The following is a 22,540-nucleotide window of genomic DNA, read 5'->3' on the forward strand; positions in this document are numbered from 1 at the left end:
CCCGTGACCCTGGAGAGAGAGCCATGCTGGTCTGGATCAACGGCGCCTTCGGCGCGGGCAAATCGAGCGTCACGGAGCAGCTGACGCGGATCGTGGAGAGGATCATCGTCTTCGACCCGGAGGAGGCCGGATTCCATCTGCGGGCCTGGGTGCCGATGCCGGATTCCGGGGACTTCCAGGACCTGGCGTGCTGGCGCGAGGTCGTGGCCCGCTCGTGTGCGGCGTTCGTGCGGCACTATCCGGACCACCTCCTCGTCGTCCCGATGACCGTGGTGAACGACGCGTACCGGCGGGAGATCTTCGACATCGTCCGCGAGGAGAGCGACGACCTGCTGCACGTCTGGCTGTCGGCCGACCGCGCCCTGCTGACCCGCCGCATCACCGCCCAGGTGATCCATCCGGACGACCCGGTGCGGGACGCGGACGTGCGGGCCTGGCGGCTCGGCCGGATCGACGCCGCGCTGGCCTGCGAGGACCGGCTCGGCGCGGACACCCTGGTCCTGCCGACCGGCACGGCGAGCCCCCGGCAACTGGCCGAACGGATCGCGACCCGCGCCGGAGTCACCGGTTGAGGCACCCGGGGATCTTCCGCCGCATATGGGAGGATCGGGCGCTGTGAGGACGCTTCCCGTTCGGCCCACCGCACCCGTCCCTCCCGCTCCCCGATGACCGGCGAGAACACCGCGCGCGCGATCGACGCGGACCGGTTACCCGAGGACGTCCTGGCCCTCGTCGACGCCCTCGGCCCCGGCGAGGAGCTGGTGATCACCCGGGACGGCGCGCCGTTCGCCCGGGTCTCCCCCGTCACCAGGACCGTCCTCGTCGGCACGCTCGTCGCCCCGCCGAAGACTTCCGACACCTCGGGGACCTCCGGGACCCCCGAGGAGGAACCGCGCCCCCCGGACGGGTCCGTCACGGTCGTCGCCACGGCCATGGAGCTGTCGGACACGGCCCGCACCGCGCTCTCCGACCGGCTCGGCCCCGACTACATCGTCCTCGACATGCGCTCCGCCCCCCGCTCGGCCGACGTCCTGCTGGTCCCCCCGGTCAGCCCGCAGCTGATCGGGTCCCTGCGCTCGTCCTTCCCCGACGCCCGGGTCGTCGTCACCGAGATCGAGGACCCCGAGCTGGGCGTCGACTACCAGGGCCCCGTCCGCCGCCTCCTCGACGCCGGAGCCGAGCTCTACCTCCCCCCGGCCACCCTCCCCCGCCTGGCCGACCAACTGGCCCACGCCCTCACCCACCCCCCGGGCCCCGCCCTGGAATCCCCCGCCGCCCGGGAGATCGGCCCGGCGGAGGACCCCTGAGCCGGGCCGGAGCGGGCGGGACCGCCCGCCGCGCGCTCCCGCCCGCGGTTGCGCAGTATGGACAGGACCGACGGACGGAAGAGGCGGACGGCATGGAAGCGACGGCGGACCGGCCCCTGTGTCTGGTGACCGGGGCCACCGGCTACATCGGCGGGCGACTCGTGCCGGAGCTGCTGGCCGCCGGGTACCGGGTGCGCTGTCTGGCCCGCTCCCCCGGGAAGCTGCGCGACCATCCCTGGGCCGGGGAGGTGGAGGTGGTCCGGGGGGACGTCACCGATCCCGACACGGTCGGGGCCGCGATGCGGGACGTCACCGTGGCCTACTACCTGGTGCACGCGCTCGGCACCGGGCGCGGTTTCGAGTCCACCGACCGTACGGGGGCCAGGATCTTCGGCGAGCGGGCCGCCGCGGCCGGGGTGCGCCGGATCGTCTACCTCGGCGGGCTGACCCCGGCCGGGGTGCCCGAACGCGAGCTGTCCCCGCATCTGCGCTCCCGGGCCGAGGTCGGGCGCATCCTGCTGGACAGCGGGGTGCCGACGACGGTGCTGCGGGCCGCAGTGATCATCGGCTCCGGCTCGGCCTCCTTCGAGATGCTGCGCTATCTGACCGAACGGCTCCCGGTGATGGTCACCCCGAGCTGGGTCCACACCCGCATCCAGCCCATCGCCGTCCGCGACGTGCTGCGTCTGCTGGTGAGCTCCGCCGGAATGCCCGCCGACGTGAACCGCGCCTTCGACATCGGCGGCCCCGACGTGCTGACGTACCGGGACATGATGCTGCGTTACGCGGCGGTCGCAGGGTTGCCCCGGCGCGTGATCCTGCCGGTGCCGGTCCTCACCCCCGGCCTGTCCAGCCACTGGGTCGGCCTGGTCACCCCGGTCCCCTCGTCCATCGCCCGCCCGCTGGCGGAGTCGCTGCGGCACGAGGTGGTGTGCCGGGAGAACGACATCACCCGCTACGCCCCCGACCCGCCCGGCCACCCCATCGGCTTCGACGAGGCGGTGCGGCTGGCCCTCAAACGCGTACGCGACGCCGAGGTCGCCACCCGCTGGTCCTCCGCCTCGGTCCCCGGCGCCCCCAGCGACCCGCTGCCCACCGACCCCGACTGGGCGGGCGGAAGCCTCTACACCGACCGGCGGGAACGCCTGGTCGACGCCTCCCCGGAGGCCCTGTGGCAGGTCGTCGAGGGCATCGGCGGGGAGAACGGCTGGTACTCCTTCCCCCTGGCCTGGTCCGTGCGGGGCATCGCCGACCGGCTCGTGGGCGGTGTGGGCCTGCGCCGCGGACGCCGGGACGCGCACCGGCTGCGGGTCGGCGACTCGGTCGACTTCTGGCGGGTGGAGGAGATCGAGCCGGGCCGTCTGCTGCGGCTGCGCGCCGAGATGCGGCTGCCCGGACTGGCCTGGCTGGAACTGCGCACCGACACCGACGCATCCGGCCGCACCCGCTACCGCCAGCGCGCCCTGTTCCACCCGCACGGCCTCCTGGGCCACGCCTACTGGTGGAGCGTCTCCCCCTTCCACGCCCTCGTCTTCGGCGGCATGGCCCGCAACATCGCCCGCACGGCCGAACGGGCCTGACGGCCGCGACGGATGTCTACGCGGCGGGGACGTTGCGCCCCTCGCACATCAGCGGACCGGCCCCGCCCGTCGCGGGCCCATTGGGCGTATCCGTACGCCGGAGGTGGCCGCCGGATCGAACGCGATGCCGCGCAGCCGCGGTTCGCGGAGGGAGCCGGACACCGCGTCGTCCTGCGCACCCGTCCGGGCCGTCACACGGCGCCGGCCTTGGCCTCCTCCGGTGCCAGGGGGATCGGGGTGAACATGGGCGGTTCCTGGTCCGGGGTCAGGGCGGTCGGGCCGTAGAGCCAGTCGACGAACGTGTAGTCGTAGGTGTCGCGGGACCGCAGCAGGGCGTTGCGCTGTTCGCGCGGGGTGCCGTCGAGGTGCCACAGCTCGCCCCACGCGCGGGAGGTGGTCAGTACGCGGCGGCAGTGCTCCGGGCGGACCGCCTCGTACGCGGCGAAGACGGTGTCCCAGTCGACCGTGCCGTCGGCGGAGCGGTTGCGGGCGACGTGCTCGCCCAGGACCCAGCCGTCCTCGATCGCCATGACGGCGCCCTGGGCGATGTACTGGAGCGGCGGGTGCGCGGAGTCGCCGAGCAGCGCGATCCGGCCGTGGACCCAGTGCATGACCGGGTCGCGGTCGAACATCCGCCACCACTTCTCCCGCCACATGAACGGCAGGCCGTCCTGGACGAAGTCGCAGGTCCCGGCGAAGGCGGCGTCGAGTTCGTCGGGGGTGCCCCAGTCCTCCCGACCGGCCAGCGCCTTGGGCGACTCGAAGACGGCGACCTGGTTGAGCAGTTCCCCGCCGCGCAGGCCGTAGTGGACGAAGTGGCAGGCGGGGCCGACGTGCACCACGACCTCGCTGAGGTCGAGGGAGCGTACCCGCGGCTGGTCGGCGGGGACGGTGCCCCGGTAGGCGACGTAGGCGGAGGAGACCGGCTCGTCGTCGACGAGCAGCTTGCGGGCGACGGAGTTCAGCCCGTCGGCCGCGATCACGACACCGGCCTCGTGCCGTTCGCCCGAGGCGAGGGTCGCGCGGGCGCCGACGTCGGTGTTCTCGTACGCGACCACCTCCGCGTCGGTGACCAGCTCGACGCCCGCCCGTTCGCAGGCGCGCAGGAGCAGGCCGTGCAGGTCGCTGCGGTGGATGACGAGGTACGGGTAGCCGTAGCGCTGCTCCAGGTCCCGCAGGTCGAGCCGGGTCAGCTCGTCGCCGTCGACGGCGTCGCGCATGACCATGGCGTCCGGGACGACGCCGAGGCTCCTGGCCTCCGCGAGAAGGCCGTAGCCGTCGAGGATCCGGGTGCAGTTGGGCGCGAGCTGGATGCCCGCGCCGACCTCGCCGAAGGCCGGGGCGCGCTCCAGCAGGCGGACGGTCAGGCCCTGGCGGGTCAGCGAGAGCGCGGCGCCGAGGCCGCCGAGGCCGCCGCCGACGACGATCACATCGGGTTCGGGGTGGGACATGGTTCGACTCCTCAGAGCCACGGGCCGAGCGCGGGGGCGTCGGCGAGCGAGTGCGGGCGGCCGGACAGCCAGGCGGCGATCTCCGGCAGCGGTCCTTCGGGCAGGCCGGCCAGTCCGCGCCGGTCGCGGATCTCGTCGGCCAGCGCGGTGAGGAAGCCGTCCGGCAGGTCGGTGAAGGCGGTGCCGGTGGCGAGGTCGACGGCGTGGACGCAGACCTCCCGGGCCCGCATCCAGGGCAGTTCGGTGGCGGGGACGGTGCGGCCCTGGGCGGTGACGACCGGATGGTGCCACTGCTCGTCGGTGAGGGCGTCGAGCCCCTCGGCGAGCCGCCGCGCGGAGGCGGTCAGCCAGGACCGCAGCTCGTCGGCGGAGAGGGCCGGGCCCCTGGCGATGCCCTCGGCGCGGGCCTCGGCGGAGGCGTACATGGGCGTCTCCTCCCCGGTGGCCGCCCAGTGGACGAGGTTGCCCAGGGCGTCGGCGTTGGCGGCGACATGGGCGGCGAGGTGGCCCCGGGTCCAGCCGGGCAGGGCGCAGTCGGCCCGGAATCCGGCCTCGTCGAGGTCCGCGACGGCATCGAGGACCAGCTCCGTGCCCGCGCGGGCCCAGGCGCGCGCGTCGGCGACGGTCCGGGCGGGGGCCGTCATGCCTCGACCACCTTGTTGGCGCAGGCGCCCAGGCCGGAGATCTCGGTGACGACGCTCTGGCCCGGCAGCAGGAAGACCTTCGGGTCGCGGGCGTTGCCCACCCCGGCGGGGGTGCCGGTGGCGATGATGTCGCCGGGGCGCAGTGTGATCACGGTGGAGATGTACTGGACCAGGAAGACCGGGTCGAACAGCAGGGTTCCGGTGTCGTCGTGCTGCATGGTCCGCCCGTCGACGGTCGTCCTTACCTCCAGCGAGGGGCGGACGCCGCCGACCTCGTCGGGGGTGACGAGGTAGGGGCCGACCGGGGTGGAGGAGTCCCAGATCTTGCCCTGGGTCCACTCGATGGTGCGGAACTGCCAGTCGCGCGCCGAGATGTCGTTCATGACGGTGAAGCCGGCGATGGCGTCGGCGGCCTGCCGCTCGTCGGCGCGGCGGACCTGCTTGCCGATGACGAGGGCCAGTTCGACCTCCCAGTCCAGCGCGTCGGTCTCGGCCGGCTTGACGATGTCGTCACCGGCGCCGATCAGGGTGTCGGCGAACTTCGGGAAGAGGGTGGGGTGGGTGGGCAGCTCCCGGCCCATCTCCTTGATGTGGTTGGTGTAGTTGTGCCCCACGCAGATGATCTTGGAGGGGTTGGGGACGACCGGCGCGAAGTCGGCGCCCGCCACGGGGTACGTGGGGCCGGTCGCGGCGGCCGCGGAGGCCCGCCAGTCGGTCTCGGCGAGGAGTGCGCCCAGTTCGGCGTGGCCGAGGTCGACCAGGTGGTCGCCGTCGAGGCGGACCGCGCGGGTGCCGTCGGTGGTGCGGATGGTGGCGAGCTTCATGGTCAGGCGTCCTTCTGGGTGCGGTCGAGCTTGAGCGCCTCGAAGACGGGCGCGTCGGAGAAGCGGAAGAGGTCGAGGGAGCCCTCGTCGGAGTCGGTGGTACCGGCCTCGGACCTGGCGGTGAACGGTTCCCAGGACGGGACGGCGAACAGGTCGCCGCGGGTCACCGTCCAGGACTTCCCACCGACGGTCACCACACCGGAGCCGTCGAAGACCTGGTACACCGACGAGCCGGTCTCGCGCACCGGCGCGGTCTCGGCGCCGCGGGCGACGCGGTGGAACTCGGCGCGGAGCGTGGGCAGCACGTCGGAGCCGTCGTGCGGGTTGGTGTAGCGGACCGCCGCGTGACCGGGCTCCACGGTGGCCCCGAACCCCTCCCGTTCCAGCAGGAGTTGGTCGCGCAGGGCGGCGTTGGTGTGTTCCCACTTGTACGAGAGCAGCGGGCTGCCCGGCGTGGTCGGGGCGGCCGCGAGCGGGCGCAGGCCGGGGTGGCCCCACAGGCGCTCGGAGCGCGACCGCCGCGGGGTGATCCGCTCGGCGTCGCCGATCTCGTCGCGGCCGAACTCGAAGAACTGCGCCTCGGTGACGTACTGGAAGGGGATGTCCAGGCCGTCGATCCAGGCCATCGGTTCGGTGGTCGCGTTGTGGTGGGCGTGCCAGTTCCAGCCGGCCTGCGGGAGGAAGTCGCCGCGGTTCATCGGCACCGGGTCGCCGCCGACGACCGTCCACACGCCCGAACCCTCGACGACGAAGCGGAAGGCGTGCTGGGTGTGCCGGTGCTCGGGGGCGTCCTCACCGGGCATGAGGTACTGGATGGCCGCCCACAGGGTCGGGGTGGCGAAGGGACGGCCGCCGAGCGAGGGGTTGGCCAGCGCGATGGCCCGGCGCTCGCCGCCCCGGCCGACCGGGACCAGGTCCCCGGCCCGGGCCGCCAGCTCCCGCAGCCGCTCCCAGCGCCACAGGTGCGGCACGGCGCGCGAACGCGGGTGGGACGGCATCAGGTCGCCGATCTCGGTCCACAGCGGGACCAGGAGTTCCTGTTCGAAGCCCCGGTAGAGCTCTTCGAGGGCCGGGGTGACCTCCGGCTGCCCCTCTGCGGCGACGGCCTGGAGCCGGACCGGGGAAGCCGTGGCGGCGTCTTGGGCGATGGAGATCTCAGTCACGGGCTCAGCCTGCGCGGCGTCTGGTGGGAGAACATGGAGATTCTGGAGAGCAGAATCAGAGGACCGTCATGGACAAACCGCTGAAGACACCGCCGCCCTATCCGATCGCCAGCGTGGACCACGCGCTGCGCGCCGCCGCCATCCTCCAGCTGGAGGGCGGGGCGACCGTCTCGCAGATCGCCGAGCGGCTGGGCGTCGCCCGGTCCACCGCCCACCGGGTCCTGGCGATGCTGGTCTACCGGGACTTCGCGGTGCAGGACGAGGACCGCCTCTACCGGGCGGGGCCGGTGCTGGAGCTCGCCGCGCACTCCCAGTCGCTGGTCTCACGGCTGCGCACGGCGGCCATGCCCCATCTCCACCAGGTCGTCGACCTGCTCGGCGAGACCGCGAACCTGACGGTGCGCACCGGCGGCACGGTCCGGTTCATCGCCAGCGTCGAGTGCCGGCAGGCCCTGCGGGTCGGCTCCCGGGAGGGCATGGTGTTCCCGGCGCACCGCACCACGGCGGGGCTGCTCCTGCTCGCCGACCTCTCCGACGAGGAGCTGGACGAGGTGTACGCGACCGCGCCGCACCACGACCGCCCGGCGGACGGGCCGGACCCGGCCCGGCTGCGTGCGGAGCTGAAGCGGTTGCGGGGCAACGGGTTCGCGGTGAACCGGGAACGCTCCGAGCGGGGCCTGATCGCCGTCGGCGTGCCGGTCCGCGACCGGGAGGGCACCGCGCTGGCCGGCCTGTCGGTGTCGATGCCCAGTGTGCGCTACGACCCCCACCGGCTTCCGTCCCTGGTCGCGGCCCTGAACGCCACGGCGCGCGCTCTGGAGGAGGACCTGGCCGAGCCCCGGTGACGGGCGCGCGCGGCCCTCGGGCGCTCAGGCCCGCAGCCCCTCCGCGAACGACTCGCCGAGGGCCGCGACCGCGTCGGTCAGCAGCTCCATCGCGTCGGCCATCGAGCGGGACGGGTCCGCCTGCCAGGCGACGAAGGCCCCGTCGAAGCCCGCGATGGCGAAGTAGTCCAGCCGGTCGGCCACGGCCTGCGCGATCTCCGCCCCGTACACGGCGAACGAGTCGGCGAGCATGCGGTTCATGTGCGCACGGCCGTCCCACCGCACCCGGTCCAGGATCCGGTCGATCTCCGCGGCCTCCGCGGCCTCGCCCGCCTCGGCGTTCATCAGCAGGATCAGGTGCAGCCGCAGGAAATCCGGGTTGGCGAGAAATACCTCCCCGGTGCGCTGGAGGTACCACCCCAGCCGCTCCCGTACGCTCCCCTGGCGCGGCGGGTTCTCCTGGGCCCGGGCCATGCCCTGGAAGAAGGCGCGGGCGCCGTGCTCCATCACCGCGGAGAGCAGTCCGGCCTTGGACCGGAAGTGGTGGTAGACCGCGCTCTTGGGCAGCCCCGATTCCCGGCTGAGCTCCGACAACGTGGTCGCCGCGTAGCCGCGCTCGGCCATCAGGCGGGACGCGACCTCGAGTATCTCTTCCCGGGAGCGCCGCCCTCTGCGGTTGCCGGTCATGTCGCGCCTGGGATCCACGCGCTGAAGCATACCCGCGCTCGACCGGGTGGATTTTAGGTGTCCGGCGCCCGAACAGCGGCTGATTCTGCTCTGCGGAATCCGGCTTGCACCCTCTTGACCGGCTTTTTTCAGCCGTGTGACAGTCCCCACTATTGGACTGAACGACCGGTCCAAAACTTGGGACGACCGGCAAGGAGGCCGCCATGCCCCAGAACTTCGACGCGGACGTCGCCGTCATCGGCTACGGGCCCACGGGCGTCGTCGGTGCTCTGTCCCTCGCCCAGCAGGGCGCGCGAGTGATCGCCTTCGAACGGGACAAGGAGATCTACCCCCGGGCCCGGGCGGTCACGGTCAACGACTGGACCATGCGGATCTTCCAGAGCCTGGGCATCGGCGAGCGCATCGGCAAGGTCATCGACCCGCAGCGGGCGCTGCGCTGGGTGACGTACGACGGCCACGAGGTGATGCGTATCGAGCACCCGCCGTCGACGCTCGGGGCGGGGCCCCGCTTCTACAACATCTACCAGCCGGTCATGGAGGCCGAGCTGCGTTCCTGCGCGCAGGAACGCGGGGACTCGCTCTCCGTCCGCTACGGCGCCGAGGTGACCGGGATCGAGCAGGACGGCTCCGGGGTCACGGTCACCACCACCGACACGGCCACCGGCGAGGTCCACCGGTACCGGACCCGGTACGCGATCGCCGCGGACGGCGGCAGCAGCCCGACCCGGCAGAGCCTGGGCATCCCGCTGGACGGCGACACCAACGAGGTGACCTGGGTGGTCATCGACTGCCGGGCCAAGCGCTGGTGGCCCGACCGCGACTTCCTCACCTTCTGGACGGACGCGGAGCGGCCGGTCGTCGACATCGCGCTGTCGGCAGGGAACCACCGCTGGGAGATCCCGCTCAAGCCGCACGAGACCGAGGCCGACTTCCCGACCAGCACCGAGGTGTGGCCGCTGCTCGAGGCACTGGGGGTGAGCGAGGAGGACGTCGAGATCCACCAGCACGCCTTCTACCGCCACCATGTGCGGTCGGCGCGCACCTGGCGCTCCGGCCGGGTCTTCCTCGCCGGCGACGCCGCGCACCTGATGCCGCCGTGGGCCGGGGCCGGGATGCAGACCGGGATGCGCGACGCGCACAACCTGGGCTGGAAGCTCGGCCGGGTGCTGGCCGGGGAGCTGGACGAGTCCTGGCTCGACACCTACGAGGCCGAGCGCCGTCCCAACGCCGACTTCTACACCGGGCTGGCCGTGCGGCTCGGCCGGGTGATCAAGCAGGAGGCGTCCGAGGAGGAGCAGGCCGCCCTCTCCGCGCCGCCGTCCGGAGCGCTCGTCACCCCCTTCGAGCCGCCGCTGATCGCGCCGCCGGTGCTGACGGCCGGCTGGCTGCGCGGCCCGGTCGGTGACGCCAGCATCGTCGGCCGGATGGTGCCGCAGCCGGTGGTCGGCGACACCGTCGGCCGGATGGCCCGCCTGGACGAACTGCTCGGCGACGCCTTCGTCCTGCTGGGCGACGACGTCGACCCCTCGACCCTGCTGACCGGCCCGGAGCGCGCCCAGTGGGACGCGCTCGGCACCCGCTATCTCGCGGTCCGCCCGCAGAGCGCCTACACCCAGGGGCCCGACGAGCTCGTCGACCTGGAGGGCGTGCTCGGTCCGTGGCTGCGCCGGTACGGCGTACGCGCCGTGGCCCTGCGCCCCGACCGTTTCGTGGCGGCCGCCGACACCAGCGGCCTCGCCGTCCCCGCCTGACCGTCGTCCACCACCCTTCAGAAGGAGGAACCTCCCATGAGCGGAGTCAAGGAACTCGCCTACGTGGTCTACGAGGTCAGCGACCTCACCGACTGGGAACGCTTCGGGGTCGAGCTGCTCGGCATGCAGCTCGGCGAACGCGGCGAGGACTGGTTCGGCCTGCGCCTGGACGAGAAGGCGCACCGCTGGATCGTCACCCGGGGACCGGCCGACGACCTGGCGGCCAGCGGGTACGAGGTCGAGGACGGCGGCGAACTCGACGCGCTGGTCGAGCGGTTGCGGGCGGCCGGCCTCCGGGTCGACGAGGGGGACCCGGCGCTCGCCGCGGCCCGCCGGGTGGACCGGATCTTCACCACCACCGACCCGATGGGCAACCGCGTCGAGCTGGTCACCGGCCTCGCCGACGCCGACACCCCGTTCGCCTCCGCGTCGCTGCTCGGCGGCTTCGTCACCGGACCCGGCGGCGCCGGACACCAGGTGCTGCTGGCCCACGGGGTGAGCCGTGAGGAGTACCTGGGCTTCTACCAGGACCTGCTCGGCTTCCGGATCAGCGACATCATCGTCGAGGAGCTGGCCCCCGGCGTCGTCGCCGACCTGATCTTCCTGCACTGCAACGGCCGCCACCACACGGTCGCGTTCGGCGACATGCCGTCCCCCAAGCGCACCCACCACTTCATGGTCGAGGTCACCGACATCCGGGACGTGGGCCTGGCCTACGACCGGTGCATGGACGCCAAGCAGCCGTTCGAGATGACGCTGGGGATGCACCCCAACGACCACATGTTCAGCTTCTACGTCTTCACCCCCTCCGGCTTCTCCGTCGAGTACGGCTGGGGCGGGCTGATCATCGACGACGCCACCTGGCAGGTGCGCACCCTGGACCGGCTGCACAGCTGGGGCCACCGCCCGCCGGGCGTGGTGGCCGAGCTGCTGGCCGCCGCGCCGTCCCCGCTGGACACCGAAGGAGGAGAGAGCTGATGGCACTCGACAAGGAACGGATCACCCGGACCGTCCGGACCCGCGACTGGACGCTGCGCTACTACGAGGCCGGCTCCGGCCATCCGCTGGTGCTGCTGCACGGCAGCGGCCCGGGGGCGACCGGCTGGAGCAACTTCAGCGGCAACATCGAGGCGCTGGCCGAGCACTTCCACGTGTACGCCGTCGACATGCCCGGCTGGGGCGAATCGGACGCGGCCACGGTCGACCAGCTCGACCACGTCGACGCCGCGATCCAGTTCCTCGACGCGCTGGACATCCCCCGCGCCGCCTTCGTGGGGAACTCCATGGGCGGCCAGACCTCGCTCCGGCTGGCCACCGAGCACCCGGACCGGATCAGCCACCTGGTGACCATGGGCCCGCCGGTCGGGCGCATCCCCAACCTGTTCGCCGCCGGTGACGGGCCGTCCGAGGGGCTGAAGGTCCTCATCGAGGCGTACCGGGACGCGAGCCCGGAGAACATGCGCCGGCTCGTGGAGATCATGTGCTACGACAAGGCCCGCTTCGCGACCCCCGAGCTGTGCGAGGCCCGCTCCCAGGCGGCCCTGGCCCGCCCCGAGCACCTCTCCAACTACGTGGCGGGCCTCCCGAAGGGCGCCCCCCTGCCCCGCTGGGTGGATCCGGCCCGGCTGAGCGGCATCACCGTGCCCACCCTGCTCATCCACGGCCGCGACGACCGGGTGGTCCCCTTCGAGAACTCCCTGTTCCTCCTGGCGAACATCCCGGACTCCCGCCTCGTCCTGCTCAACCGCTGCGGCCACTGGGCGATGATCGAGCACGCCGAGGAGTTCAACCGCCTGGTCATCGACTTCGTCCGGGGAAACCCCGCCGAGTCCTGACCGGCCGTCACGGCCCCGGCGGGCCCAACCCCCCGGGGCCGCCCGCCTTTCGCGCGTCCGACCCTGCGGAAAACCGCAGGGTCGATGTGCGGGGAACACCACCGGGGTGGGAGGCAACCCGCGTACCGGTGCGGAGCGGCGATTCCTAGGTTCGAGGGAGAACCGGGAGAACAACGGGGCAACCGCCCCGCCTCCCCTCCGATGTGGAGTCGCTCATGCACCTCACGACCCTGGCCCTCGCCCAGCAGCCCACGGACGGCTTCGCCGGCTGGGCCGCCGGTCTCGTCGACACACTGGGCGGCCCGGGAGCCGGTCTGGCCATCGCCCTGGAGAACCTCTTCCCACCGCTGCCCAGCGAGGTCATCCTGCCGCTGACCGGATTCGCCGCCGGTCAGGGCGTACTGAGCCTGGTCTCGGCACTGTTCTGGACGACGCTGGGCTCCGTGGTCGGCGCGGTGGCGCTCTACTGGATCGGGATGCTCTTCGGCCGCGAACGGATGCACGCGATCTGGGGAAAGCTGCCGCTGGTGAACGCGTCGGACCTGGTCCGTACCGAGGAGTGGTTCGCCCGGCACGGCACCAAGGCGGTCTTTCTCGGCAGGATGGTGCCGATCTTCCGGAGCCTGATCTCGGTACCGGCGGGCGTGGAGCGGATGCCCCTGCCGGTGTTCCTCATGCTCACCACACTCGGCAGCCTCGTCTGGAACAGCGTCCTCGTCATGGCGGGCTACTGGCTGGGCGACCAGTGGGATGTCGTGGAGACGTACGTCGGCATTCTGTCGAAGGTCGTCGCGGCCCTGGTCCTCGTCGCCGTCGCCGCCTACCTGGCGGTCCGGCTGCGCAGCCGCGGCCGGGCCCGGCACCGCCGCGCCTCGTGACCCCCGGCTCCCGCCCGAACGGCACGGCCCCGCTCCCCGTACCACCCGGACGATCTTGCCCGGTCCGCACGGGCGCACTAGCCTCGGGCCCCGTGCAAGGGGATCTGGGAGGCACCGCGACCGACCGGCCACCGGCCGAGCCCGCCGGGAACGGCTCCCATGGGGACGACTCCAGTGGGGACGACTCCGGCGGTGCCAACTCCGGCGGGGGCGGGACCCTCACGCGTACGACCGTTCCGTCCTGGCCCCGGCGCGGCCTGGGAACCCTCGTCGGCAGCGCGACCGCCTTGACAGGCGCCCTGTACTTCCTCCTCACCGGCGCGGCTCTCGGCCCGTTCCTCCTCTGGCCGCACACCCGGCCGAGCGCCCTGGCGATCCTGATGGCCGGCGCCCGGCGCCTGGTCGCCCTCGAACGGGTCCGACGCTCCGTCTTCTTCGGCGACCTCTTCCCCGAGCACTACACGACTTCCGACCAGAAGGTCGTGCGCTACCTCGCGATCCGCGTCCTCACGGGCCTGCTCTGCGCGGTGGTCGTCGGATTCCTCGTCTTCGGAGCCGTCCTGGCGGGTCTCCTGGCCGGCGGTGCGGTCCGGGGCACCCTCGACTGGGACGAGCTGCTGACCCAGGTCCTGCTCGGCGGCGTCCTGCTCTTCCTCGATGTCCAGGGCCTGCGCTCACTGGCCGCGCTCGACGCCCGGATCACCCGGGAGTGCTTCGGTCCCTCCGAACGGGAACTGCTCCGGCACCGCATCGACGAACTCGCCGCCAGCCGGGCCGCGGTCGTCGCGGCCGTGGACGCCGAGCGGCGGCGCATCGAGCGGGATCTGCACGACGGGATGCAGCAGCGGCTGGTGGCGCTCGGCATGCTGATCGGCCGGGCCCGCCGGGGCCGCGACCCCGAGCAGGCCGCCGCACTGCTGCTCCAGGCGCACGAGGAGTCCCGGAACGTACTGACCGAACTGCGCGAGGTCGCCTGGCGGGTGTACCCGTCGGCGCTGGACAGCCTCGGGCTCGAAGAGGCGATCGGCGGCGTCGCCGAACGGTGCGGCATTCCGCTGCGGACCCGCTTCGACGTCGGCGGCCCGCTGCCCCGGCCGGTCGAGACCGCCGCCTACTTCGTGGTGTCCGAGTCCGTGACGAACGCGGCGAAGCACTCCCGCGCCTCGGCGATCTCGGTGGCGGTGACCCTCGACGGCGCGCTCCTCACCGTACGGGTCGAGGACGACGGCACCGGCGGCGCTGACGGAACCGGCAGCGGCCTCACCGGTCTGCGCAGCCGGGTGGCCGCGCTCGACGGCACCCTGCACCTCCACAGCCCCCTCGGGGGACCGACCACCATCACCGCGGAGCTCCCATGCGCGTAATCCTGGCCGAGGACTCGACCCTGCTGCGCGAGGGCCTGGTCAGGCTGCTCGCCGAGGAGGGCCACGAGGTGCTGGCGGCGCTGGGCGACGCGGTGACCCTGCTCAAGGAGGTCGAGGAGCAGCGCCCGGACATCGTCGTCGTCGACATCCGGATGCCCCCGACCCACACCGACGAAGGGCTACGGGCGGCCGTCGAGATCAGGGAACGCTTCCCCGGGACCGGCGTGCTCGTTCTCTCCCAGCACGTCGAACGCAACTACGCCGCCAAGCTGCTCGCGTCCAACGCCGAACGGGTCGGCTACCTCCTCAAGGACCGGGTGGCACAGGTCGAGGAGTTCCTCGACGCCCTCGACCGCATCCACGCCGGCAAAGCGGCGATCGACCCGGAAGTCGTACGCCAACTGGTCGTCCGAACCACCCACGGCGACCCACTGGCACGACTGACCCCCCGGGAACGCACGGTCCTGGAGGCCCTCGCCCAGGGCCACACGAACACCGCCATCGCCCAGAAGCTGCACCTCTCGCTGAGCTCGGTGGAGAAGAACCTCAACTCCGTCTTCGACAAACTGGACCTGTCCCGCACAACCGGCTACAGCAGACGGATCCTGGCGGTGCTCCGGTACCTGGAGTCATAGCCCTGCACCGACTCCGGAGGCGGACCAGACCGGCTACCGGAGAGCCCGTCTCCAGTAGTTTTCCAACGGTGCCGCTTCGAGCCAAAGGCGACCCTGGTGATCGTGACACCCCGGCGGCCTCAGCCAGTTGCTCCTGCGCCATCCCGGCCCGCAGCGCCTTCAAACGGCAGAAGCGCATCAAGAAGCTTGAGGAGCGGGTGGACAGTGCGCGGTGCGTTTGCGCACACCCGCAAAACCCCAGGTCAGGCGTCCTTCTTCACCGGCTCCAGAATCGCCACGCACTCCACATGGTGCGTCATCGGAAACAAGTCGAACGCCCGCAGCGTCCGCACCCGGTAGCCGCCCTCGCGGAAGTACGCAAGGTCGCGGGCGAGGGCGGCCGGGTCGCAGGCGACGTAGGCGATGCGGCGGGCGCCGAGGGTGGAGAGGTGCTTGACCGTGGCCTTGCCGGCGCCGGCGCGGGGCGGGTCGAGGACGATCAGGTCGCATTCGGTGATGCCGGTGCGCGGGAGGACCTGGTCGACCTTGCCGTGCTCGATGCGGACGCGGTCCAGGTCCTGCAGGTTGTGGCGGGCGTCCTCGACCGCGCGCTTGCCGGACTCGATGCCGAGGACGGCGCCCTTCTCGCCGATGCGCTGGCCGATGGCGCCGGCGAACAGGCCGACGCCGCAGTAGAGGTCGAGGGCCGTGTCGTTCTTGCGGGGCAGGAGGCCCTGCATGACCGCGCGGACCAGGGTGTTGGCGGCCTGCGGGTGGACCTGCCAGAAGCCGCCGGAGCCGACCCGGTAGGTGCGGTCGTCGGCGCGTTCGCGGACGAAGGCGCGGCCGTGCACGCGGTGGACGCCGCCGTCGCGCTCGTCGACGCGCATCACCGAGACCGGCTTGTCCAGCTCGACGAGCGGGAGCCGGGCGCCCGGGCGCGGGGTGAGGATGACCTGGCGGTCGTGGGAGCCGGTGGCGGAGATCGCCTCGACCGAGGCCATGCCCGGCCACTCCCGCTTCTCGATGCCCAGCTCCGTGACGCCGGGCGCCGCGATCAGGCAGCGCTCCACCGGCTCCACGTCGTGCGAGCGGTGCTTGCGCAGGCCGACCCGGCCCTCCTCGTCGATGGCGTACTGGACCCGGGTGCGCCAGGCGGGGACCTCGCCCGCCGGGAGCTTGTCGCCCTCGGCCGGCATGACCGTGCCGTCCCAGCCCGCCTCCTCCGGGGTGAGGCCCGCGAGGCGCTGGAGCTGCTCGGCGATGACCTCGCCCTTGAGGCGGCGCTGGGCGCCCGGCTTGGCGTGCTGCCAGTCGCAGCCGCCGCACTTGCCGGGTCCGGCGTACGGGCACGGCGCCTCGACGCGGTCCTTGGACGCCTCGATGATCCGTACCGCGTCGGCGCGCAGGAAGCGGGAGTCGCTGTCGCCGTCGGTGACCCGGGCGACGACCTTCTCGCCGGGGAGCGTGTGCCGGACGAAGAGGACCCGGCCCGCCTCGGTACGGGCGATGCAGTGACCGCCGTGCGCGACGGGACCGACCTCGACCTCGTACTCCTCCCCGACCAGCGACAACGTGGGTTCGTTCTGCATGACGGGGTGGCTCCAGGGATCAAGGGGGAAACGGCCGGACAACGACCCACCAGTCTACGTGGGTGTCGTCCGGCCGTTCACCACGAGCGGGCGGGCAAGCAGGCGGCGGAGGGGCGGGGGCTCAGCCCTTGGTGCTGGCCTCCTTGGGCCGGCGTTCCACCGGGCCGCGGCGCACCGAGCCCGGCGCGTTCCACTCGGCACGCTTCCTGGCCCGCTTCTTGGCGGCCTCGGAGGACTCCAGCTGGTACGGCACCGAGGTCACCATGACGCCCGGGGTGAACAGCAGCCGCCCCTTGAGGCGCAGCGCGCTCTGGTTGTGCAGCAGGTGCTCGTACCAGTGGCCGACCACGTACTCCGGGATGTACACGCTGACCACGTCGCGCGGGCTCTCCCGGCGCAGACTCTTCACGTAGTCGATGACCGGGCGGGTCACCTCGCGGTACGGGGAGTCGAGGATCTTCAGCGGGATGTCGATGCCGCGCCGCTCCCAGTCGTCCTTGAGCGTCTTGGTCTCGGCCGGGTCGACGCTGATGGAGAGCGCCTCCAGCTGGTCGGAGCGGATCAGCTTGGCGTAGGCGAGGGCGCGCAGGGTGGGCCGGTGGAGCTTGGAGACCAGGACGATCGAGTGGACCCGGGAGGGCCTTATCGTCTCGTCGGACGGGGTCTCCTCGGCGGCGATCTCCTCGGCGACCCGGTCGTAGTGGCGGCGGATCGCGGTCATCGTGCCGTAGAAGATCACCATGCCGAGGAGGGCCACCCAGGCGCCGTGGGTGAACTTGGTCGCGAGCACGACGACCAGGACCAGTCCGGTGAAGAAGGCCCCGAAGGTGTTGATGGCGCGGGAGCGCTTCATGTGGCGGCGCTTGGCGGCGTCCTTCTCCGTCCGCAGATGGCGGTTCCAGTGCCGGACCATGCCGGTCTGGCTGAGGGTGAAGGAGACGAAGACGCCGACGATGTAGAGCTGGATCAGGCGGGTGGAGTCCGCCCCGTAGATCCAGGTCAGCAGGATCGCCGCGCCGGCCAGCAGCACGATGCCGTTGGAGAAGGCGAGCCGGTCGCCGCGGGTGTGGAGCTGGCGGGGCAGGTAGCGGTCCTGCGCGAGGATCGAGCCGAGCAGCGGGAAGCCGTTGTACGCGGTGTTCGCGGCGAGGAAGAGGACGAGCGCGGTGGCGGCGGCGAGGACGACGAAGAGGAAGCTGCCCTTGCCGAAGACGGCCGCCGCGACCTGCGAGATCACCGGGTCCTGGACGAAGGCGGAGCCGACCGGGACACCGTGGTTGATCAGGTCCCGGGCCGGGTTCTCGGCCATCTTCACGTCGGTGGCCATGGCCAGGGTGATGATGCCGCAGAACATGGTGACGGCCAGCAGGCCCATCATCGCGAGCGTGGTCGCCGCGTTCTTGCTCTTCGGCTTGCGGAACGCGGGGACGCCGTTGCTGATCGCCTCGACACCGGTGAGGGCGGCGCAGCCGGAGGAGAAGGCCCGCAGCAGCAGGAAGACGAGTGCGAATCCGGCGAGTCCCTGGTGTTCCGCCTTGATCTCGAATCCGGCGGTCGGCGCGTTCATGGTGTCGTTGAGAACGAGTCCCCGGAACGCGCCCCAGGCGATCATGATGAAGACACCGGCCACGAACAGATACGTGGGGATGGCGAAGAGTTTTCCGGATTCCTTGACGCCGCGCAGATTCATCAGTGTCAGGAGCACGATGGCGACGGTCGCGCAGATCGTCTTGTGCTCGACGACGAACGGGATCGCGGAGCCGAGGTTCTCCACCCCGGAGGCGATCGACACCGCCACGGTCAGCACGTAGTCGACCAGCAGCGCGCTGGCCACGGTGAGGCCGGCCTTGGGCCCGAGGTTGGTGGTGGCGACCTCGTAGTCGCCACCACCGCTCGGGTAGGCGTGCACGTTCTGCCGGTACGAGGCGACGACGGTGAACATCAGCACCGCGACCGCGAGCGCGATCCAGGGGCTGAAGTGGTACGCCGACACGCCCGCGACGGAGAGCACCAGGAGAACTTCTCCTGGCGCGTACGCCACCGAGGACAGCGGGTCGGATGCGAAGACGGGAAGTGCGATGCGCTTCGGGAGGAGCGTTTCCCCCAGCTTGTCGCTGCGCAGCGCCCGCCCGATCAGAATCCGTTTGGGCAGGTCGGTCAGTTTGGACACGCAGAGGATCGTAAGCGCTCCGTTCGGCGGCTTTCGCCGCCCCACCGCCACTACCCTGCAAACTCCTGCACTCGGCCGAAAACGCCACGAAATCCTTAACGAAATCCTTGCACTCCGTCCGGGCTTCGAGACACCTCCGGAAGATCACCCGGAGATCACCCGATGATCCCTCGGAGATCGCCGCGAGATCGCCGCGAGATCGCCGGTAGATCAGCGGAAGACCGCGGAACAGGAGCTCAGGAGTCGGCGAAAAGAGCGCTATATCCGTTGAGCGCGGGCTGCCCGCCGAGGTGGGCGTAGAGGACGGTGGAATCGCGGGCGATCTCGCCACGGCCCACGAGGTCGATCGTTCCCGCCATCGACTTCCCCTCGTACACGGGGTCGGTGACCATGCCCTCGGTACGGGCGGCGAGCCGCATCGCGTCGAGGGTGGCGGCGCCGGGGAGGCCGTAGGTGCCCGCGTGGTAGCGCTCGTCCAGTTCGATGTCGGCCTCGGTCACCTCCCGGCGTACGCCGATGAGGTGCGCGGTGCCGGCCGCGATCCGGGCGATCTGCGCGCGGGTGCGGGCGGGCTCGGCGGAGGCGTCGATGCCCAGGACGCGCCGGGGGCGTCCGCCCGCCTCCTCCAGCGCGGCGAAGCCCGCGACCATGCCCGCCTGGGTGGAACCGGTCACCGAGCAGACCACCACCGTGTCGAAGAACACGCCGAGCGCGCGTTCCTGCTCGGCGACCTCGTACGCCCAGCCGGCGAAGCCGAGCCCGCCCAGCGGGTGGTCGGAGGCGCCGGCGGGGATGGCGTACGGCTTGCCGCCGCTCTCCTCCACCTCGCGCAGCGCCTGCTCCCAGCTCTCCTTGACGCCGATGCCGAACCCGGCGCGCACCAGCCGGACGTCGGCGCCCGCGAGCCGGCTGATGAGGATGTTGCCGACCTTGTCGTAGACGGCGTCGGGCCACTCGACCCAGCTCTCCTGGACCAGGACGCAGCCGAGTCCGGCACGGGCGGCCACCGCCGCGACCTGGCGGGTGTGGTTGGACTGGACGCCGCCGATGGACACCAGGGTGTCGCAGCCCTGCGCGAGGGCGTCGGCGACCAGGTATTCGAGCTTGCGGGTCTTGTTGCCGCCGTAGGCGATGCCGGAGTTGCAGTCCTCCCGCTTGGCCCAGATCGCGGCGCCGCCGAGGTGCTCGGTCAGGCGGTCGAGCCGGTGGACCGGGGAGGGGCCGAAGAGCAGGGGGTAGCGCGCGTGCCCGGGGAGGGACGGCACGGCGGACGGGTGCGGGGCGGACGGCGAGGTGGGCGGTGCGGCGGTCACGGGGGCTCCCTGGCTGGTGTGGGTAGGGGGGCGGGGTGGTGCTGCTCCGGTCTGCACTGCGCTGCTGCCGGGCTCGGGGGGGTACGGGGGCCGGAGGGGCCCGGCTACGTGGAGGGCTCGTCCGGACCATCCGGCTCGTCCGGGCCCTCCGGCCCGTCCGGGTCGTCGGCGAGTTCTTCGAGGGTCCGCCAGATCTCGGCGGTGATCCGGGCCGCAGCCCCGGCATCGCGCGCCGCACACGCCTCGATCAGCCGGTCGTGCAGCTCCGCCGACCCGTGCGCCGCGTCCGCCGTGCCGAACCGCCGCCACTCCAGACGCCGGATCAGCGGCGTGTAGCGCTCGATGGTGGCGGCCACCGCGCGATTGCCGCAGGCGGCGACCAGGACGTCGTGGATCAGGTCGTCGGCGTGCAACGCGCCCGCCACGTCCCCCGCCCGGGTGGCGTCGCGGAAGCGGCCGTTGGCCGTGCGCATCACGGTGATGTCCGCGTCGACCAGGAAGGGCACGGCGGTCCGGGCGGCCAGTTCCTGCATGGCGCGTACGACGGCGGCCGCGTCCCGGACGTCGCGCGGCACCAGCCGGGTCACCCGCGTATAGCTCTGTGGCTTGGATTCGACCAGGCCCTCGGCGGTGAGCCGGGCGAGGGCGTCGCGGACCGGGGCGCGGGAGAGCCCCAGCCGCTCGGCGAGGTCGGCGTCGCGCACGGGGGCGCCGGGCGGGAGGTCGCCGCGGACGATGGCGTCGCGGATCGCCTCGTAGGCGGTGTCCCGCAGCAGTGTCCGGCGGACGGGGCGCAAGGTCTCCATGAACTGACATGTTAGATGTCTGTTGGCCCCGGACTCAAGGGCCCGTACGGGGAGTTGCGCGAGGCCGACATGAAGGAGTGGCCGGGGTCGAGGGACGCGTCGAAGCCCCACTCGGATGAGGCATCGCATCCCGGTCCGCATAAGCTCATCCTGGGCAACGGGACAGACCGTTGCCCCGTTGTTTGCCCGGCAAGCTGAGAAAGAAGTGTGAGCAGGGTGTTTTCGCAGGTCAGCCGGACGACCAGGACTGCGAGGTAGGCGCAAGGTGCACATCGTCATCATGGGCTGCGGGCGCGTGGGGGCCGCCCTCGCGCAGACCCTGGAGCAGCAGGGGCACACGGTCGCCGTGGTCGATCAGGACCCCACGGCGTTCCGGCGCCTGGGGTCGGGCTTCGGCGGACGGCGGGTCACGGGGGTCGGTTTCGACCAGGACACCCTCCGGGAAGCGGGCATCGAGGAGGCCGGCGCGTTCGCCGCGGTGAGCAGCGGCGACAACTCGAACATCATCGCCGCGCGAGTGGCCCGCGAGATGTTCGGCATCGAGAATGTCGCGGCGCGGATCTACGACCCCCGGCGCGCCGAGGTCTACCAGCGGCTGGGGATCCCCACCGTCGCCACCGTGCGCTGGACGGCGGACCAGATGCTGCGGCGGCTGCTGCCCTCGGGCGCGGAGCCGCTGTGGCGCGATCCGAGCGGCGGTGTGCAGCTCGCGGAGGTGCACACCACCCCGTCCTGGATCGGCCACAAGATCAGCACGCTCCAGGAGGAGACGGGCGTCCGCGTGGCGTTCCTCACCCGGCTGGGCGAAGCCATACTGCCGACGTCGCAGACGGTGCTGCAGGAGGGCGACCTGGTCCACGTGATGATGCGTACGGACGAGATCGCGAAGGTCGAGGCGGCCTTCGCCGAGGGGCCCGAGGAGGGCGGTCACTGATGCGTGTCGCGATTGCCGGGGCCGGTGCGGTGGGGCGTTCCATCGCGGGCGAGCTGCTGGAGAACGGCCACGAGGTGCTGCTCGTCGACAAGGCGCCGACGGCCATCTCGGTGGAGCGGGTGCCGATGGCCGAGTGGCTGCTGGCGGACGCCTGCGAGATCACCTCGCTCGACGAGGCGGCGCTCCAGCGCTGCAACGTCGTGATCGCCGCGACCGGCGACGACAAGGTGAACCTGGTCGTGTCGTTGCTCGCCAAGACGGAGTACGGCGTACCGAGGGTCGTCGCCCGGGTCAACAACCCGAAGAACGAGTGGCTGTTCAACGAGGCGTGGGGCGTCGATGTGGCGGTCTCGACGCCGCGGCTGATGTCGGCCCTGGTCGAGGAGGCGGTGAGCGTCGGCGATCTGGTCCGGCTGCTGCGCTTCAGCCACGGTGACGCCAACCTGGTCGAGCTGACGCTGCCGCCGGAGTCGGCGCTGGCCGGCACCCAGGTCGGGGACGTGGCCTGGCCGGAGGACACCTCGCTGGTCACGATCATCCGGGGGCAGCGGGTACTGACGCCGAGCACCGAGGAGACCCTGGAGGCCGGTGACGAGCTGCTGTTCGTGGCCGCGCAGGCGCGCGAGGAGCAGTTGGAGGACCTGCTGTCGGTGCGCCGGGGCGATTCCGGGAGCTGAGGGACGGGAAAGGGGGGGGGGGGGGGGGGGGGGCCGCCCCCGCGCCCCCCCCCCCCACCCCGGGGGGGCGCGGGCGAGTAAAAAAAGAGTAAGGGGGGGGCGCCCCCCCCCCCCCCCAAAAAAACC

21 protein-coding genes are annotated in these 22,540 nt (G+C 72.2%); 12 read left to right on the plus strand and 9 right to left on the minus strand.

Features of this window, described 5'->3' with window-relative positions:
- The first annotated feature begins 23 nt into the window (after positions 1-23).
- The 3 genes from ACF08W_RS30220 (at position 24) to ACF08W_RS30230 (ending at position 2,887) form a co-directional block, all read left to right on the plus strand.
- Positions 24-572 (plus strand): tunicamycin resistance protein, encoded by a 549-nt coding sequence (locus tag ACF08W_RS30220; protein WP_385205550.1) that lies wholly within the window; start codon positions 24-26, stop codon positions 570-572.
- A 93-nt stretch (positions 573-665) separates the two neighbouring features.
- The gene (locus ACF08W_RS30225) at positions 666-1,307 is read left to right on the plus strand and encodes a hypothetical protein (RefSeq protein ID WP_385205547.1); all 642 of its coding nucleotides are present in this window, start codon (positions 666-668) and stop codon (positions 1,305-1,307) included.
- Between the two features lie 92 nt (positions 1,308-1,399).
- On the plus strand, positions 1,400-2,887 hold the full coding sequence (locus ACF08W_RS30230) for an SDR family oxidoreductase (protein WP_392281214.1): 1,488 nt from the start codon (positions 1,400-1,402) through the stop codon (positions 2,885-2,887).
- Between the two features lie 191 nt (positions 2,888-3,078).
- Here ACF08W_RS30230 and ACF08W_RS30235 read toward each other — a convergent pair whose 3' ends face one another.
- From ACF08W_RS30235 to ACF08W_RS30250, 4 genes are read right to left on the minus strand one after another with little or no spacing between them, the layout of a single operon-like run.
- The gene (locus ACF08W_RS30235) at positions 3,079-4,317 is read right to left on the minus strand and encodes an FAD-dependent monooxygenase (protein WP_385206385.1); all 1,239 of its coding nucleotides are present in this window, start codon (positions 4,315-4,317) and stop codon (positions 3,079-3,081) included.
- Between the two features lie 32 nt (positions 4,318-4,349).
- Complete coding sequence (locus ACF08W_RS30240; RefSeq protein ID WP_392281215.1) at positions 4,350-4,982, minus strand: maleylpyruvate isomerase family mycothiol-dependent enzyme; 633 nt, start codon at positions 4,980-4,982, stop codon at positions 4,350-4,352.
- Positions 4,979-5,806, minus strand: coding sequence for a fumarylacetoacetate hydrolase family protein (locus ACF08W_RS30245; RefSeq protein ID WP_385205537.1), 828 nt, complete (start codon positions 5,804-5,806; stop codon positions 4,979-4,981). The genes ACF08W_RS30240 and ACF08W_RS30245 overlap by 4 nt, the downstream gene beginning before the upstream one ends.
- 2 nt (positions 5,807-5,808) lie before the next feature.
- Positions 5,809-6,969 carry a cupin domain-containing protein gene (locus tag ACF08W_RS30250; protein WP_385205534.1) on the minus strand — a complete coding sequence of 387 codons (1,161 nt, stop codon included), beginning with the start codon at positions 6,967-6,969 and terminating at the stop codon, positions 5,809-5,811.
- 68 nt (positions 6,970-7,037) lie between these two features.
- Here ACF08W_RS30250 and ACF08W_RS30255 point away from each other — a divergent pair, with 68 nt between their 5' ends.
- Positions 7,038-7,814 carry an IclR family transcriptional regulator gene (locus tag ACF08W_RS30255; RefSeq protein WP_392281216.1) on the plus strand — a complete coding sequence of 259 codons (777 nt, stop codon included), beginning with the start codon at positions 7,038-7,040 and terminating at the stop codon, positions 7,812-7,814.
- Positions 7,815-7,838: 24 nt separating this feature from the next.
- Here ACF08W_RS30255 and ACF08W_RS30260 read toward each other — a convergent pair whose 3' ends face one another.
- A complete protein-coding gene (locus ACF08W_RS30260) occupies positions 7,839-8,498 on the minus strand; it encodes a helix-turn-helix domain-containing protein (protein WP_352273207.1) in 660 nt (219 codons plus the stop codon).
- Between the two features lie 185 nt (positions 8,499-8,683).
- Between ACF08W_RS30260 and ACF08W_RS30265 the strand changes: the two genes are divergently transcribed.
- The 6 genes from ACF08W_RS30265 (at position 8,684) to ACF08W_RS30290 (ending at position 14,943) form a co-directional block, all read left to right on the plus strand.
- The gene (locus ACF08W_RS30265; RefSeq protein WP_385205526.1) at positions 8,684-10,231 is read left to right on the plus strand and encodes a bifunctional 3-(3-hydroxy-phenyl)propionate/3-hydroxycinnamic acid hydroxylase; all 1,548 of its coding nucleotides are present in this window, start codon (positions 8,684-8,686) and stop codon (positions 10,229-10,231) included.
- 36 nt (positions 10,232-10,267) lie between these two features.
- Entirely contained in the window at positions 10,268-11,209 is a 942-nt protein-coding gene (locus tag ACF08W_RS30270) for a VOC family protein (RefSeq protein WP_392281217.1), read from the plus strand.
- Positions 11,209-12,066 (plus strand): alpha/beta hydrolase, encoded by an 858-nt coding sequence (locus ACF08W_RS30275; protein WP_352273210.1) that lies wholly within the window; start codon positions 11,209-11,211, stop codon positions 12,064-12,066. Before ACF08W_RS30270 ends, ACF08W_RS30275 begins: the two co-directional genes overlap by 1 nt.
- Before the next feature lie 215 nt (positions 12,067-12,281).
- The gene (locus tag ACF08W_RS30280) at positions 12,282-12,944 is read left to right on the plus strand and encodes a DedA family protein (RefSeq protein WP_392281218.1); all 663 of its coding nucleotides are present in this window, start codon (positions 12,282-12,284) and stop codon (positions 12,942-12,944) included.
- A 257-nt stretch (positions 12,945-13,201) separates the two neighbouring features.
- Positions 13,202-14,308: a sensor histidine kinase gene (locus ACF08W_RS30285; RefSeq protein ID WP_392281222.1), complete on the plus strand. Its 1,107-nt coding sequence runs from the start codon at positions 13,202-13,204 to the stop codon at positions 14,306-14,308.
- Complete coding sequence (locus ACF08W_RS30290) at positions 14,299-14,943, plus strand: response regulator transcription factor (RefSeq protein WP_352273213.1); 645 nt, start codon at positions 14,299-14,301, stop codon at positions 14,941-14,943. The genes ACF08W_RS30285 and ACF08W_RS30290 overlap by 10 nt, the downstream gene beginning before the upstream one ends.
- A 242-nt stretch (positions 14,944-15,185) precedes the next feature.
- Here ACF08W_RS30290 and ACF08W_RS30295 read toward each other — a convergent pair whose 3' ends face one another.
- From ACF08W_RS30295 to ACF08W_RS30310, 4 genes are all read right to left on the minus strand, one after another.
- Complete coding sequence (locus ACF08W_RS30295; RefSeq protein WP_385205501.1) at positions 15,186-16,514, minus strand: class I SAM-dependent RNA methyltransferase; 1,329 nt, start codon at positions 16,512-16,514, stop codon at positions 15,186-15,188.
- A 121-nt stretch (positions 16,515-16,635) separates the two neighbouring features.
- The gene (locus ACF08W_RS30300; RefSeq protein ID WP_392281219.1) at positions 16,636-18,684 is read right to left on the minus strand and encodes an APC family permease; all 2,049 of its coding nucleotides are present in this window, start codon (positions 18,682-18,684) and stop codon (positions 16,636-16,638) included.
- A 236-nt stretch (positions 18,685-18,920) separates the two neighbouring features.
- Positions 18,921-19,949: a 1-aminocyclopropane-1-carboxylate deaminase gene (locus ACF08W_RS30305; protein WP_392281223.1), complete on the minus strand. Its 1,029-nt coding sequence runs from the start codon at positions 19,947-19,949 to the stop codon at positions 18,921-18,923.
- 152 nt (positions 19,950-20,101) lie between these two features.
- Positions 20,102-20,803, minus strand: coding sequence for a GntR family transcriptional regulator (locus ACF08W_RS30310; protein ID WP_385205497.1), 702 nt, complete (start codon positions 20,801-20,803; stop codon positions 20,102-20,104).
- A gap of 265 nt (positions 20,804-21,068) precedes the next feature.
- Here ACF08W_RS30310 and ACF08W_RS30315 point away from each other — a divergent pair, with 265 nt between their 5' ends.
- Both ACF08W_RS30315 and ACF08W_RS30320 read left to right on the plus strand, forming a co-directional pair.
- Positions 21,069-21,737, plus strand: a complete 669-nt coding sequence (locus tag ACF08W_RS30315; RefSeq protein ID WP_124721011.1) for a TrkA family potassium uptake protein — start codon at positions 21,069-21,071, stop codon at positions 21,735-21,737.
- On the plus strand, positions 21,737-22,414 hold the full coding sequence (locus ACF08W_RS30320; RefSeq protein ID WP_352273217.1) for a TrkA family potassium uptake protein: 678 nt from the start codon (positions 21,737-21,739) through the stop codon (positions 22,412-22,414). Before ACF08W_RS30315 ends, ACF08W_RS30320 begins: the two co-directional genes overlap by 1 nt.
- Positions 22,415-22,540: the final 126 nt, after the last annotated feature.

Origin of the sequence: Streptomyces sp. NPDC015144, assembly GCF_043079735.1 — a bacterium.
GTDB lineage: Bacteria > Actinomycetota > Actinomycetes > Streptomycetales > Streptomycetaceae > Streptomyces.